The sequence below is a fragment of the Pseudomonadota bacterium genome (genome assembly GCA_022572885.1).
GTDB lineage: Bacteria > Pseudomonadota > Gammaproteobacteria > Steroidobacterales > MnTg04 > MnTg04.
Genome location: JACZVC010000002.1, coordinates 77762 through 92471, shown reverse-complemented (window position 1 = coordinate 92471; position 14710 = coordinate 77762). Strand labels below are relative to the sequence as shown.

Sequence of the window (14710 nt, the reverse complement as noted above, 5' to 3'; positions counted from 1 at the left end):
TTCCGCTTATTCAAGGTATCGTGCCAGTCGAAAGCCGAGATCGTGTCGGGGTTCGCTGCCGTAATCCCGATAGCTGACCCGCAACTCGCTTATCTCGGCCGATGTCCAGCTGGATCCCCTGACCACATGATACTCCCCGTTGACCGGTCCGAACGGATCGATAGTAAGCTGCCCGGTCATCAATGGATCCGCAGAATAGTAGTCATGCGTCCATTCGGCGACATTACCCGCAAGATCATAAAAGCCTGCCACATTGGCATCGAATTGCCCCACCGGCGCGGTGGCGAGATACTGGTCGTCGTATTTCTCGATTACCGCGGATAAAACGGGTCTCGCCGAGACATCGGCAAAGTTGCCCGAACCGTCATCGGGCGGCAGCGCATCTCCCCACGGATACATTTTCCTGACGCCGTCATCCGCCATTCGCTGCGCGAAAGCCCACTCGGCTTCGCTCGGCAAACGGTACCCGGTATTCAGCGGGCTGACCGCCACCATTTTTTCGTCCTTTTCTATATAGGCGGCTGGCAAGCCGCCCTTTTTGCTCAGCCAGTTACAAAATTTTACGGCATCCTGCCAGCTTATCTGCACGACCGGATGGCTGCCCTGGTTCAAACTGGTCGTTTTCACGGCGCCCGATTTATGCTCCGGTTGGAAGCGGCGATAATCCGCATTGGTGACCTCGTGCGTGCCGAGGTAAAATGCGCGCACCAGTTTCACCGGATACTGAATTTCGTTGGCGCGTCTGCCCATCTGGCGGCGTGGGGCACCCATATCCACCCTGCCCCCGCGCACCAGCTTGAGCGACTGGCCGAGAGCGGTTTTTATGGTCGTCGGTATCGCATCCCAGCGAGCCTGGTCCAGCGTCCTCAGCCGGGCAACGAGCTGTTGTTCGAAACCTGGTCTGGGCGTCACCCTGGCGTGATACGGTGCATAGCCAGGTTTGGAAAACTCGACCAGGTGCGGCAGCGCAGACAACTGCAGCTTCAGGTTGGTTTGGCCGCGCTCGACTCCGTCTATTTTTATCGTGGCACCGGCGGGCTCACTGCGAATATCAACCATGCCAAGCAAAGCACGCAGATTGACCAGCACGCTGGCATCCCGATCGGAGCGTACGGAGATGCTGCGGGACGCTTTCTGATAACCAGACAAGCTAAAGGTCACCTGATATTCCCGATCCGGGGCCAGCGCAATGTTCAATGGCGTACGCCCGCGATACTGCGAATCGATGGTTACGCTTGCGCCCGGCGGATCTGTACGAATGGCCACCTTGCCATCGGCCCTGGTCAGTATTATCGGCAGCCTCTGATGTTCTCCGGCGGTTATCTTGATGTTTTCCCGCCAGGTTTTGAAACCGGTCTTGCTGATCCTTAGTTGTCGTGAGCCTTGCAGCATCTCCACCGACAATGGTGTGCTGCCAATTTCCTGATCGTCCACGAAAATCCGGGCGCCGGCGGGCGTTGTAATGAGTTCCACCTTTGCCCAGGCCGGTTGCAGATTGACGGTGATCACCTTGCGCTTGCCACCGCCTGCCACCTGAACCGTCTCGCGATAATCCAGGAACCGCTCCGCCGTGACCAGCAGTTCATGCTCACCCGCATGCAGGACCAACTCTGTCAAAGGGGTCCGACCCACCGGTTTCCCATCGATTTGCACGGATGCGGAACCGGCAGGTTCGCTCAGAATCTCAAAAAGGTCGGGTAATCTGGTCAACCGGAAAGACACTTCCTGGTTGGCCTTTCGTTCAACCTCAAAGGTTTCTTGCAAAGGGTAATATTCCGATTTTTGTATGCTGATCCTGGCTTTCCCAGGCAGCAGAAGATAACGGCCCCCGAGTTCCAGGCTAACCCATTTGCCATCCACGTCGATGCTGTCAGGCGCCGGATCGATGACGATGCGGACTGCCGTTGCCGAAAACATAAAACCGGCGACCAGGCCCAGCAAAACGAAAACCCCTCCGATTGCCAGTGGCAACACCGCCAGGCGTTTTTTTCCGCTGCCGGTATCTGCACTTTTGAGGTACCGCCCGGGCGAGATTTTCGTGCCGGTCTGATCCGCCGCCGGCAGCCGGATCTCCTCGCTGATGCCTTCGTCTCGTGGGCCCGCCAACAGCAACCAGACTTTTTTCTCTTGCGCTTCGTTACTACCGGGGGGAAGGGTCGCGTTTTCGTCCGCGGCCTGCTGGTACAAAATTCCGCCACGACCGTCCACAACGAAATTCAAAGCCAGATCGCCGGCGCGGAGTCGATCCCCGTTTTTCAGTACCCGCGCCTCGGTCAGCCTTGCGCCATTGCACAACACCGGAACCGCCGCAGATTGAACGCAAACCCGGACCTGCCCGACCGTTGCGGAAAACCTGGCCAGTATTGCCTGTTCATCCGCCGGCGCGGCGGGGGCCATGGCAACCCGGCCGGATTCATCGACCACCAGAAACAATTCGGAAAAACCGGCTTCCTTATCGCCATCGGCAGTCAAATCTTTTCCTCGCAACGGATCAGTACCGGCTCCGGCGAGATGCCCGGCTGGACTACCAGTTGCTGCCGAACATCACGATAACCGTCGCGTGTACCGATCAGCGTGTACTTACCCGGTACCAGTCGCACCGCGTGCTTGGCAAATGTGCCGATCTTGCCAATCCGGTTTATGAATACTTCCGTCATTTGATCCGAGACCAGGTCTACCCTGACGGGGATTCGTGCAACCTGGAGCTGAACCTGGAGTTGGAGCAACTGGGCCTGCAAACGTGGTCCCGGGTCGGCCAGCAAACGAGCCTGTTCGAGGAATCCCAAGGCCGCCTGGTAAACGTTGTCCTCTCCCAGCCGATCGGGTTGCACCACGTAGAGCGCGAATTCCTTGTCGATACGAACCATTTTCTGTGCGCGAGCTTCTCCATCGCGGGCAAAAACAAGATTCGGATCGAGCTTTAAAGCGGATTGATAATCGTTGAGCGCCAGCGGCCATTGCTCAACAACGGCGTACGCTTCCGCTTGCGTCCGCAAGCGTGAAATTTCGGCCAGTTTTATCGCCGCCTCGACCTGGGAAAGGCCATCCTGGGCGTCTTCCGAACCCGGTCTCATTCGCAAAGCCGACCGAAATGCGTCCCGGGCTCTATGCAGTCTGTTGTCGGCCAGGCTGGCGAAGCCGGCGGACATCTGCCTGCTGTAATTTTGCATCGCCAGGCTGCGATTCAGTTGCCCCAACGCTGTCTTTGCCGGCTGCCATTCGGCGTCGATGGCCAGCAATTCCTGGTAGCTCTGCTTCGCGCCCAACAAATCGCCATCCGCGGCCTTTGCCTCGGCCACCGCCATCAGCGCCAGGACCTGTTCGACAGTGGCCGCTCGGCTCAGACCCTGTGAAGCATCGAGGTTGTCCGGATCGATCGCCGCGGCCAGTTCAAAATTCAGTTGCGCTGTCTCCGGATCGCCATCGAGCAACGCCTGTCCGCCGTCCTCGAGCGCAGCATTCAATACGCCGTCAACCTGCCCTGACAGACGGTCGATTTCATCCAGCGCGGTTTGATAGGCGTTCAGCGCGCTGGCATAGTCATCCTTGTGGAACAGGCTGTCGGCGCTCCGAACCAGCTCAACCGCCGCATTGAATTCATCGCCGGCCCACAAATGAACCGCCTGGTCTTCCAGGGCAATCTGCCGGCGCAGCAGCCGCGCCACCAGGAGTTCCGCTTCCTCGCGGTCGCGGGTCGCCTGCGCCTGTTCGTAAGGCGCGAGCCGCTTATCGGCAGAGGATGGAGTATCGGCAACTGCAGCCGGGGGCTGCTCCTCGGCGATCTCATCGGTCGGCCATTGAATTTCAACTCCGGGCACCGGCTCGCGCTTCGCAACCTGGCTGGGCAGGTAGAGGAACACCACCGCAGCAATGAGCAACAGCAGGGCCATCGCCAGACCGGGCAGCCAGGATCTGCTCGGCAGATCTTCCTGGCCTGATCCTGGCCGGTCGCTTCCGGGCACATTGTGCTGCCGTCGAATCGCTACGATTTTGCCGGTACCGCTGCCGGTGCTGGCCAACTCACCGGGTGGCCGCGTGGTGGCCGAACTGACGCCAGTGATGTCGGCAAGCAGTTCCCGCACCTCACCGATCGAATCGGGCCGCTCCAGTGGGTCCTTGGCCAGGATGCGCATCACCAACTCCACGAGCCCGTCCGGCGGTGGGTAATCCGTCTTCGGCGGCGGCGGCACCTGGCCGGCAATCTTTTTCTGGTCCGGGTCCGCATAAAAGGGAGGCTTCCCGGACATCAAGGCGTAGATCATCGCGCCAACCGCGTAAATATCGTCGCCGATCGAACCTGGCTGACCATCAAGCTGCTGGGGGCTGGCCGAAAACGGCGACCCGCCAGGAAATGCATCGCTTTGCTTGCCGATAATCCCGCCGATGCCAAAGTCGCATAGCCTGACCTCCCCGTTGGCGGTGTACAACACGTTGCTGAGCTTGATATCGCGGTGCACCATGCCAGCCTGGTGTGCGTATTCGAGCGCATCCAGCGCCGGTAGCAACACCGGCAGCCAGACTTCATGATGGCGGCCAGCCAGCGCTTCCAGGCTGTCTCCCTCGACATATTCCATGGAGATAAAGTGGCTGTCGCCATCGCTGTGGAATTCATGAACCCGAACGATGTTGGGATGCACCATTTGTCGGGTCAGGCGACATTCGTCGCGCAACAGTTCAACCATGGCCGGGTTTGCGGCCAATGCGGGGCTCAGGATTTTCAGCGCTACATCACGCGCAAGGTGGTCGTCTTTGGCCAGCCAGACTTCACCCATGCCCCCCTGCCCCAAGAGAGTGATCAGGGTGAAACGGCCAGATAAGTGCTGCCCCTTTTGATATTCCCTCATCGTATGGAAGTCTGCCTAGCCCGGATCGAGGGCTGTATCCAGTTCTCCCACAATAATACCGGTTTCTGCGGCATAGATATCCCGGAGGATGACTCTCCACTCATCGAATTGCGCATCCACGCTCCCGGTCAGTTCGATCGTCTGGCCTTCGACCTCGACCACCATCGGCGCGACCTGCGCTTCCATGGACTCGCCCAGCTCCTTCATCGCTTCAAAATGGAGTTTCGCTTCCTTGCCCCTGTCCATGCCGCTTTTGAAAACGGCGATTCCCCCGATCACGCCACTGGCGCCCGCTATCCTGGCCGCCTGCGTATTCGATTTACTGTCCACGACAACCCCGCCGACTATCATCGCCAGGCCAGCGAGCTTCCGGTTTCTGGCGGCAGCTTTGAGCTCGCGCAACGCCTGCGCTTCTTCGAAGGTGAATTTTCTCCAATCCGCGTACGGCTGATCCATCTGCCGGTACAAGTCCGCGTAATACTCGTCCAGTGTATCGATGTACATGTATTCGCGCTGGCGGATGCGCAGCATCCTGGCGACCATGGGGTCGTCCACCGATGGCAATCGGCGAACCTCGTATAATCCTTTACGCTCCACAAGATAATCGCCAAAAACTTCGGCCGACAGATCGCCGGCGAACCTGAGCTCGGCGACGCGACGAATATTTTCAAGCTGGCCGACCGTCATCTGCTGGTGGATGGCCAGCAAATCGTTGGCGACCGAATTATAAAGATCGAGAAACGGGTCGCCTCGAGACGGAACGTAGTCCTTGTAGGCATATTTGCTCGCCCGATCCTCGTATTTTTTATCCAGCCACCGGTGCCCGGTCGCATCGACGGCGGTAACCCTGAGTTTGAGCACTTCCCCGTCGGACGAGAGTATTTTACCGAAAATCATCAAATCGGTGCCCTTTGAAGCCTTTGGCAAAACCCTGACCGCGCCCCAGCTACCGGAATTTTCCAGCACCCGCTTCAGCTGGAATGCCATGTAGCGAGCCTCCGCCTTGCGGACTTCAGGGAAAATGTTGCGGCTTTCCTCTTGCTCCTCGCGTACCCCAAGATCATCCGCAACACCCGGATCAAAAATCGCCACCCCAACATCAAGGACCGTCGAGTCAGGAATGTCCTGGCTGGCTGTCTGGAGCCTCGTCGGGTTCGCCTTGATGATTTGGTGCTGAACACAGCCGCCCGCAAAAGCCAGCATCGACAGAACAATGGCGATATTGAATTTCCTGGGGGTCATTACTGCCCGGTCGCCTTCTTGTATGCAAGATACTCATCCCAAAGTTTGTCCCTGAGTTCAGGATCGCTCTCATTTTCCGCCGCCTCGCGCAACTGCCTGGCGACAATATCGTCATCGCTGCCATCGGGAACACCCTCCGGCGGCGGGTTCAGCAGGGCATCGCCGCCGCTTTGCCGGCCACCGGGTCCGGTATCCTTGCCCCTTGCCAGGCTGGTCTGGTCGCGGCCCTCGGCCGCATCGCCAGCGGTCTGCCCCGAACCGGCAATCATCGGCCCCTCACCCTCGAAACCCGGTTGCCCGCTCGCGTCGCCAATACCGGTTTCCTGGCCCGGTTCACCAAAACCACCCCCGGCGCCAACGGACGATCCCATCTTGGATCCCTGGCTGGCCAGAATTATGCCATCGAAAATAGTCAACGACCCTGACAACCTGGTGTCCAGCACAGCGACCCGGTCACTGCTCGATTGCGCGCCGGCAATAATCACAACCGCTCCGCTACCGCTGCCTGAAGAGCCCTGGCCATCGTCAAACACCCGCTGATTGTTGCCGGATTCGAAGCCCCCGCCGGCGACTACGACCGCACCGGGCATATCGCCGCCGTCGCCAATCGGCCTACCCAGCACCCCGGGCAAACCCAGGCCAAGCGGGAGCTCTATTCCACCCGGCAAAAGAATACTGCCCGGGCTGGCCGTCACATCGCCTTCAAGAATCAGCCGCGTGGAGGCCTGGCGGTTTACCGCTGAAAGGCCTCCCAGCTCTGCCGCCTGCATGCCTTCGTTGATTGCGTTCATGACCTGCGCCAGTCCCTGCATTTCGGCCAGCCTGACTGCCAACTCATCGCCGGAGACATCATTGCTCGCACCCTGCGATTCTGCACGCTGACCGGATTGTTCGCTGCCCGCGGCAGCCGATCTCGGCTCGGAATCGGCCCACTCATCGCCCTGGGATTGCCGGGCCGCCTCGGCCAGTGCACCGCTGGCTTTCTCTATTTGCCGGGCGGCTTCGCTCAGCGCCTCGCCAACTGCTTTCTTTAATGCCTCCTGGTATTCAGGACTGCCAATATCCCCGGGCAGACTGCCGCTGGCATCATCCATCTGGTCGCTGTCGGCGCCGGTCGCGCCGCCGATCCCGCCCGCCGCCATTTGCGATGCGGCGATCATGTCTACCAGGCCCTGCAAAGCCTGGCGAGCGCCCTCCGTTGCCTCTGCGGCCGCCTGTAAATTCTCCTCGCCGCTCGCTGCGTCCTCGGTCGTCGAATCTTCCCCGGTGGCGCCGGGTTGACCTGCCGCAACCCGGGCTGCATCAGCGGACTGCGCGGCCGCTTCGGCGACTGCAACAGAGGCCTCTTCCAGTGCCTCGTTCGCGGCCTCGATCGCCTGCTCCGCTACCCGCATCGCTTCGTCGCCGGACTGTGCCTCCGTTTCATCGCCCGCTGAATCGGCCGCATCGGATGCAGCGCTGCTGGCTGCAGACTCGCTGGCATCACTGTAGCTTGCATCTGCCTGCGCCGAACTTTCCCCGCCCTGGGAGGAAGTTGAACTGGCGGAGGCCTCGCTCGATGAGCTTGCCTGACTTTGCGCCTGAGCCTGACTCTGGCTCGGCGACGGCAGCTGAGGCTGCGATGGCGATTGAGCCTGACTCTGGCTCGGCGACGGCAACTGAGGCTGCGATGGCGATTGAGCCTGACTCTGGCTCGGCGATGGCAGCTGAGGCTGCGACGGCGCCTGACTCTGGCTTTGCGACTTTGACTGACTCTGACTTTGCGATTGAGATTGTTGCTGCGTCGTTGCGCAGCCAGTCAATATTAAACCGGCAACTACCGGTACCCAGATTCTGCTTAAGCGTTTGCTATTCATAGTGAGCCTGCCCTTGGCTTGCAAAAAGCCAAATCAACCATTTCCGCGATTGCCCGCGGCCCCAAGGATACTCGCCCGCTTCCCCTGGCCACAAGAACGCTTTGCTGGCCAGTAAGCTACACTCCCTTGATTAGACTGGATTGGCGGTTAAAGTTCTACGACAACGGGCGGAACTATTCAGCTATCTGCGGTTCGTATTTGAACGAAGACCGAGGGAAAAGGGCGTCGCGCGGGGCTGCGTTTGAGTTTACTTTAAATGAAGCAAGTAACTTTATGAAATTAAAGAATTTATTTTCTTCAGCCTTTTTCCGGCTTGGTTTTCTCGCCCTCTCAGCAGCATTCCTGGCCGCCTGCGTCAATATCATCGAGGTCAGCGGCAGTTTTCCGGCGCCGCTGGGCGAAAGGGTCCCGCTGAGCGTCGGCTTGTATTTTGCGCCGGAATTCGAAAACTACACACCCGAAGAAGTGCTCTACCAGAGAAACGACTGGAAAGTGCACCTGGGCACAGCCAGCGTGCAAATGTTCAGCCAGGTTTTTGTCAATTTAAGCGACCAGGTCGTTGTACTGGAGGACAAACCGAGCGCTGGCGCAACGGTTGAGAATGTCGACCTGATCGTCGTGCCTTCGTTTGTCGATTTCGGTTTGCTCGATCCTTCGGCAACGCCCCTGGAATTTTTCTCGATTTCGTTCAAGTACCAGATCGACGTTTTTTCGCCCGAGGGAGACCTGGTCGCTGACTGGATCATCAACGCGTACGGCAAAGCGCCCGAGTACCCGCTGCACAAGAAAGAATCGGTCAAAGAGGCGCTGATGGTCGCGTTACGCGATGCGGCGGCAAGCCTGACCCTTGATTTTCCACGGCAACCCGGTGTAACCAGGTATATTGACAGGGCATCGAGTGCCATTGCGCAAAGCCGGGGAGAGGCAAATTCTGAGTAAATACGCAATAAAAACTTTCCATACCCGGCCTGTCATTTTGGCGGGACTGTGCGCATGCGTTGCCATGCTGGGCGCCTGCGTGAGTTCCCGGATCGAAGAATTTCGGCACGTTGCCGATAACCAACCCGCCGAGGCCATCCAGGAATTTGAATCAGTAGTCGTTTTGACCCGGCGAACACATACGGCGCAGGAAACCGAAAAGTCTTTTACCGAATGCGTCTCGAAAAAACTGCAATCGAGCAAGAACCCCTTGCGTATAACCGAACAGGCGAAATTCATCGATCTGATGTTTCCCTACTTCGAGCCACGGCTGGCGCCAAACAACCCCTATGAATTGCCCGCCCTGTTCGCCAAACCCGGGGTTCTGGAGCGTATCAACGACATCGGGGTGCGCTATGTCATCTGGATCGATGGCAGCACCGAAACACTGGACCAGGGCGGGACGATGACCTGCGCATTTGGCGCAGCCGGCGGAGGCTGCCTGGGGATTACCTGGCGCGAAAAAGAATCGAGCTATGAGGCATCGATCTGGGATCTGAAGAGACAGCAAGTGGCTGGCATCATCAGCGCGGACGCCAAGGGTACGTCCTACATGCCGGCGCTGGTCATTCCGATCCCGCTGATAGCACGAACCGCCAAGGTCGCCTGCAACGGCTTGGCGAAGCAGATCCAATCCTTTCTGACCGAAGGCGGGTAAACGGGTATTCCTACTGCACAGGCTCCCCGGAGGCTCGCTGATGCACTTCGTATGCAGTGCCGGAGAATTCTTGCCGTAAATAACAATCGTCGGTAACCACCGCTTGTGCGTTTATGTAACGTGGCCGGTAAATGGCCCGCTTGACGGCGTCTCGCATTTTCAGGTTCATCGCCGCGGGAACATTTGACTCGACAAACCTCAGGTTGCGCACTGCGCCTTCTTCGTTTACCGAGTAGCTGACTACGACATATCGGTGGTCGTAATTTTCGTACCTGCCCGGACCGGAGCGCGGCAAGGACGGCTTGGAGTATTTCAATTTTTTCGGTTGGCCAAAGTTGCTTGCCAGCAATTTCGCAGCATCTGCTTCATCGGCAAATAATTGCCAGGCGCTGCGGTATGCGCCATCTGCGAGACGGGGCTTGCGAATCACCATATACCAGTCTCCCAACCGGAGATGGGCCTGCGCACGCCGAACCGCGGGAAAGCGCTCGGGATGTGCTTCCATGATGCCAATCACCGTCTGCAGCGTCCGGGTGCCTTCCTTGCGACCGCGTTTAGGCGAAAGTTTCGGGCCCCATTCTCGCCCAAGGATCTTTCCGATATGCAGGGTACTCTGCATCTCTTTGTTCGAGGTCTGAATCGTCGATGCCGTCCGACGCGCAATCAGCCGGGAACCGGGCACGCCGTACAACTGCTCCTGGTAGCGAACAGACGCGAGGCCATTCAAGACATCGACAAAACCCGGATCGTTTTTCGACAAGGATTGCTCAAGAATTCCCAGCGCATCCGAATACAGTTCTCTTGCCACTCGAAACTGCCAGATACTGGCTTTGTATTCGGCCTGGTCGAGGATAAATGGCACAAACTCGAGAGAACTCTTGTCCAGATGACGCACATTGATGGCATAGTTCAGCTCGGTAATCATGCGAACCTCGTCAACTTGCTCCATCGCGGCAAAGCTTTTGTTCATCAGATCCAGGATCGGCAATTGCAGACTGGTCATCACTCCGTCAGTCCGATGCAAAATATGTTGCGCCCGGTTCAATCGCTCGATTGCCGCCGGATGGTCGCCACCGTCTTGTTGCAACTGCGCCAGAAAAACGAGCGGCTCCACCAGGGCCGGGTCGAACACGCCACCGTCTCTTTCGATGAGTTCAATCGCCAACCCGGCGGCCCGCTCTGCGCGAAGATTTTCGCCCGCTTGTCGCCGAACCATCGCGTCTTTCATCAACGATTCAATGAGTAATTCCCCGCTATCGGCGCCGTATTCAAAGCCTTGACCGAGAATGCGGGAAGCGAACCCCATTTCATCCGAGGACTGGTTCGATGTGGCAAGCCCCTGGAATTCCTGGGCGGCTGCCGGGTCGTTGTCTGAATTGCCCGTGCCCGATTCCGCCGACCGGACGGTCTGATGGGGAACCAGGGCGACGATGATCAAGAGTATGGCAGCAGCCGGTCGCTCAAAGTACCGGATTCTCGTACTGCCCCGATTCATTAGTCGGTCGCGTCGGCCAGCCACCACAGCATGCCCGAAAACTCTTCCCGGAAAAATAAATTATCGGTAGCCACTGCCTGTCCGTCTTCATATCTTGGCCGGAAAATTGCGCGCTTGACCGCGGATCGCACTTTGGTATTCATGGCTGCCGGCGAATTGGAATCGCCTAGCTTCAATTTGCGCACCCTGCCGTTTTCATCGACCGAATACCTGACTTCGACATATTTGCCGTCATAATTTTCATACATACCCGCACCTTTTCGCGGTATCGCCGGTTTGCGGTACTTTAATCTTTTTGGCTGGCCAAAGTAGCTTGCCAACAGGTCCGTGGCCTGGCCTTCATCGGCAAGTCTTTGCCAGGCGGCACGGTAAGAGTCGTCCGCAAGGTCGGGCTTGCGGATAATCATGTACCAGTCTCCCAGCCAGATATGGGCCTCCGCACGCTTGATTGCGGAAAAGCGCTCGCGATGCTGCTCCATGATGTGGATCATTTTTTGCAGGGCCCGGGTACCTTCCCTACGGCCTTGAGACAGTAATCTTATTGGAGGTTCCGTTACGATTTCTCGTTCGAATTGGGTGGGGATCCGGATATCGGCTAGCTTAAGTCTTCGGCCATCGGTATGCTCAGGTCTTCGGTCATCGTTTGACTCAGCGGTCCGGGCAATGATTGGAAAGCGGATGCGTGGGGCTACCAGGCTGGACGCGATCAGCTTGGGTTTCGCACTGCTGCTAGCCTGCTCCTGGTAACGAACGAACGCCAGACCATTCAAGGCATCGACAAAACCGGGATCATTTTCCGCTAAGGATTGGTCGAGAATTTCCATGGCAAAGTAAATCAGTTCTCTTGCCTTACGAAACTGCCCGTTAAAGGCTCTGATTTCGGCCTGTTCGAGTACAATCGGTACGTATTCGATAGAATCCTGGTCCAGATCGCGCGACTTGATAGCAAAGGCCTGCTCGATCATCGTGTTGGTGTTTTCTGTTTGCTTCATCGCGGTATAACTTTTGGTCATATAAGCCAGTATCGGCAACTGCAGATGGCTCATCACGCCTTCCGCTCGATGCAAAATGTGTTGCGCCCGGTTCAATCTTTCCAGTGCCGCCGGGTGATGCCCATTGTCTTGCTCCAGCTGCGCCAGGAAAATGAGTGGCTCGATCAGTTCCGGGTCGAACACCCCGCCATTTCTTTCGATCAACTCGATGGCTGACTCAGCCGCTCGAGTCGCCATGAGATAATCGCCCGAGCGCTTCTGAACCATGGCGAGCTTCATCAACGGCTCAACCAATGATGCCCGGGTTGCGGACTGGTAATCCGAGGCCTGGTCGGCCACGCGTGCGGCAACCGCCAGTGCATCCGCATAGCGGCCCGCCGTGAAAAGTACCTGGAATTCGACAACCGGCGTTGGGGCGCTGTCGATATCAGTGGTGTCTGACTCCGCCGATCGGACGACTTGCTGAGTAAAAACCATGCCGGCGATCAAAAACACAGTCGCGGCTGGCCGGTGACAAAGATTGATTGGCATTGCGAACCCGCTCAGTTACCGGTCGGCGTTTTATTGGCCGGTAACGCGGTACCGGAAAACTCTTCCCTGAGATGCTCTTTGGTGGCGACCGGCTCGCCATCGACAAATCGTGGCCTGTAGATGGACCTGCGCACTTCTTTTCTGAACATGGTGCGCAGGGGGAAAGGTGCGTTGGACGCGACCATTTCAATATCATCGACGGATCCGTCGGCCTGAACCACGAATGACGCTTCGGCAAAGGTGCCGTCGTAATCGGCGTATCTTCCGACAGCGCTGGCCACGGGGCGTGGCTTCTTGTATTGGAGACGCCTGGGGCGGCCAAAATATTGCTCTGTCAGATCCTGCGCCTTGCCCTCCGTATCCATAAGTTTCATCGCCTGCTGATAAGTTGTAATCCCGTTTCTTTTTTTCCTTAACACCATATAGGTGTCGCCCAGGTTGACATATATTGCGACCCGATCGGCGAACGGCACTTTTTCCTGGTGATGATCCACAATCTGTACCGCACGGGTGAGTGCCGCCAGCGCCTGCCCCGGGCTAGCCCCTTGTACCCTGGCCGGAGCCTGGCGTCTCCTTGCCGTATCAGAGGACAAAACGGCGGTTTGCGGCGGAGCATCATAATGGCCAATGCTGGCCTCGCGTCTGAGTTGCTCGGCCTGTTGCCTGCGGTATTCCCGGAATTCGCGGAGTTCGTGGTGATCCTGCCTTACCGATGCCAGCCCCAGCAGCAAATCGACCAGCGCAAGATCTTTTTCCCCGAGGGATTTTTCGGTTACCTGTATCGCCTCGGCATAGAGCTTCCGGGCATCGTCATACAGCCTCAGACTCGACTTGAACCTGGCCAGCTTGACCATCGATGGCACCAATAGGATCGAAACTCGTCCAAATCGATGAATATCCACCATATAGCGAAAATTCTGCGCTGAATTCGCTTTGTCCAGATTCTTCGTAATTATATAACTGCGCGTCATTTGCTCAAGAGCCGGCACCTGGTCAGGGCTGAAAACTCCGTCTATTCGATGACTGATATGCTGAGAACGCAGAAACAACCCGATCGCCCGCTCATGTTCGCCGCCTTTTTGCAGCAGGCGGCCCGCGTCGTTAATCGCCGCTACCAGCCGGGCATCATAAATACCGCCGTCTCTCTCGATCAGGTCTATGGCGCGTTCGATGGATTGCGCCGCCTCCCGATCGAGTTGCAATTTTTTCTGGGCGCCCGCCAGGTTGATCAGCGGCTCGATCAACGCCGGGTTATACGGGTCTTCTGAACGGTCTTCCTGCGCAACCGCGAACAACGCGTAATCCAATGCCTCCGGATAGCGTTCGCCGACAGACATTTTCCGCGATTCCTCGATCAAGCTCGCGGTGGACCGATCGCCCGGCTGTGGCTTTGCTGAAACAACGCGGTCGTCTGTATCATCGTCTGAACCCGGTGATGCCTGATCTTGCGCCGGCGCCGTCTCAACCCGCGAGTCAGCCGCCGTTACTTCCGGGTTCGCCTGATCGGTCGAGTCTGCGATCGTCGTGGCCGCTGCCTCAGCGCTGGGTTCGTCCTGGGCATGGGCATACGCTGGCAAAACGAGGAAACCGGCGGTAAGCACCATCGCCGATGCCGCGAAGGAAAAAAGTTCTTTTGTAGTTGCAAAAATCACTTGACAGCCGAGTGCCTCACAGAATGCAGGCAGACACAACAGCCCGACAACATCGGGGTCTGACCAGCTCGGATGACTTCATGTTTACCGCCCCTGCCGCAGACAGGTGGACAACAGGATTTATCCCCCGCCCCGATTGCCCCGCATGTTAATCAAAGGCCTGAGCGCACTTTCAATCGATCCATGATTCTTCAGTTCTTCTGAACCCAAAATCGTAATATTGGTTAAGCTATCCTTATTCGGGTTGTCGGGGTCGATCGTGCGCTTGATGCGCGAACCCGTGACTACGCGGGTCTCGGTTTCAACATGGGTTTGCGCGGCGACTTCCTGTTTGAGTGTCGGTTCAAACGGGACCGTGCTGCTGGCACAGCCGGCAACAAGCACCGCACCAGCACAAATAGTCGCCGCCGACACCAATTTCAACATTCTCTCCACGACCTTAACCTCGCTATCGACTTTTCC

Annotated in this window: 10 protein-coding genes; 2 read left to right on the top strand and 8 right to left on the bottom strand. The window is 57.7% G+C overall.

Annotated features, from left to right (window positions below):
* Nucleotides 1-6: 6 nt before the first annotated feature.
* Genes IIA05_01250 through IIA05_01235 form a run of 4 tightly spaced genes read right to left on the bottom strand, consistent with a single transcriptional unit; the run spans nt 7 to nt 7942 of the window.
* A complete protein-coding gene (locus IIA05_01250; GenBank protein MCH9025726.1) occupies nt 7-2487 on the bottom strand; it encodes a PEGA domain-containing protein in 2481 nt (826 codons plus the stop codon).
* On the bottom strand, nt 2469-4844 hold the full coding sequence (locus IIA05_01245; protein MCH9025725.1) for a protein kinase: 2376 nt from the start codon (nt 4842-4844) through the stop codon (nt 2469-2471). The genes IIA05_01250 and IIA05_01245 overlap by 19 nt, the downstream gene beginning before the upstream one ends.
* Nucleotides 4845-4859: 15 nt before the next feature.
* Nucleotides 4860-6086, bottom strand: a complete 1227-nt coding sequence (locus tag IIA05_01240) for a hypothetical protein (GenBank protein MCH9025724.1) — start codon at nt 6084-6086, stop codon at nt 4860-4862.
* Complete coding sequence (locus IIA05_01235; protein MCH9025723.1) at nt 6086-7942, bottom strand: hypothetical protein; 1857 nt, start codon at nt 7940-7942, stop codon at nt 6086-6088. Before IIA05_01235 ends, IIA05_01240 begins: the two co-directional genes overlap by 1 nt.
* Nucleotides 7943-8215: 273 nt before the next feature.
* Between IIA05_01235 and IIA05_01230 the strand changes: the two genes are divergently transcribed.
* Together IIA05_01230 and IIA05_01225 are read left to right on the top strand one after the other, a co-directional pair.
* Complete coding sequence (locus IIA05_01230) at nt 8216-8881, top strand: hypothetical protein (protein ID MCH9025722.1); 666 nt, start codon at nt 8216-8218, stop codon at nt 8879-8881.
* 79 nt (nt 8882-8960) lie between these two features.
* Nucleotides 8961-9578, top strand: coding sequence for a hypothetical protein (locus IIA05_01225; GenBank protein ID MCH9025721.1), 618 nt, complete (start codon nt 8961-8963; stop codon nt 9576-9578).
* A 10-nt stretch (nt 9579-9588) separates the two neighbouring features.
* Here the strand turns inward: IIA05_01225 and IIA05_01220 are convergent, their stop codons facing one another.
* The 4 genes from IIA05_01220 to IIA05_01205 form a co-directional block, all read right to left on the bottom strand.
* Nucleotides 9589-11073: a tetratricopeptide repeat protein gene (locus IIA05_01220; GenBank protein ID MCH9025720.1), complete on the bottom strand. Its 1485-nt coding sequence runs from the start codon at nt 11071-11073 to the stop codon at nt 9589-9591.
* Entirely contained in the window at nt 11073-12596 is a 1524-nt protein-coding gene (locus IIA05_01215; protein MCH9025719.1) for a tetratricopeptide repeat protein, read from the bottom strand. Before IIA05_01215 ends, IIA05_01220 begins: the two co-directional genes overlap by 1 nt.
* 11 nt (nt 12597-12607) lie before the next feature.
* Nucleotides 12608-14248 (bottom strand): hypothetical protein, encoded by a 1641-nt coding sequence (locus IIA05_01210; protein MCH9025718.1) that lies wholly within the window; start codon nt 14246-14248, stop codon nt 12608-12610.
* A 120-nt stretch (nt 14249-14368) separates the two neighbouring features.
* Nucleotides 14369-14674, bottom strand: coding sequence for a hypothetical protein (locus tag IIA05_01205; protein MCH9025717.1), 306 nt, complete (start codon nt 14672-14674; stop codon nt 14369-14371).
* Between the last annotated feature and the right edge of the window lie 36 nt (nt 14675-14710).

Bases quoted from the DNA above. Each gene is read 5' to 3' on its own strand.
- IIA05_01245 (MCH9025725.1), bottom strand. From the start codon at position 4,844: ATGAGGGAATATCAAAAGGGGCAGCACTTATCTGGCCGTTTCACCCTG.
- IIA05_01240 (MCH9025724.1), bottom strand. From the start codon at position 6,086: ATGACCCCCAGGAAATTCAATATCGCCATTGTTCTGTCGATGCTGGCT.
- IIA05_01235 (MCH9025723.1), bottom strand. From the start codon at position 7,942: ATGAATAGCAAACGCTTAAGCAGAATCTGGGTACCGGTAGTTGCCGGT.
- IIA05_01230 (MCH9025722.1), top strand. From the start codon at position 8,216: ATGAAATTAAAGAATTTATTTTCTTCAGCCTTTTTCCGGCTTGGTTTT.
- IIA05_01220 (MCH9025720.1), bottom strand. From the start codon at position 11,073: ATGAATCGGGGCAGTACGAGAATCCGGTACTTTGAGCGACCGGCTGCT.
- IIA05_01215 (MCH9025719.1), bottom strand. From the start codon at position 12,596: ATGCCAATCAATCTTTGTCACCGGCCAGCCGCGACTGTGTTTTTGATC.
- IIA05_01205 (MCH9025717.1), bottom strand. From the start codon at position 14,674: ATGTTGAAATTGGTGTCGGCGGCGACTATTTGTGCTGGTGCGGTGCTT.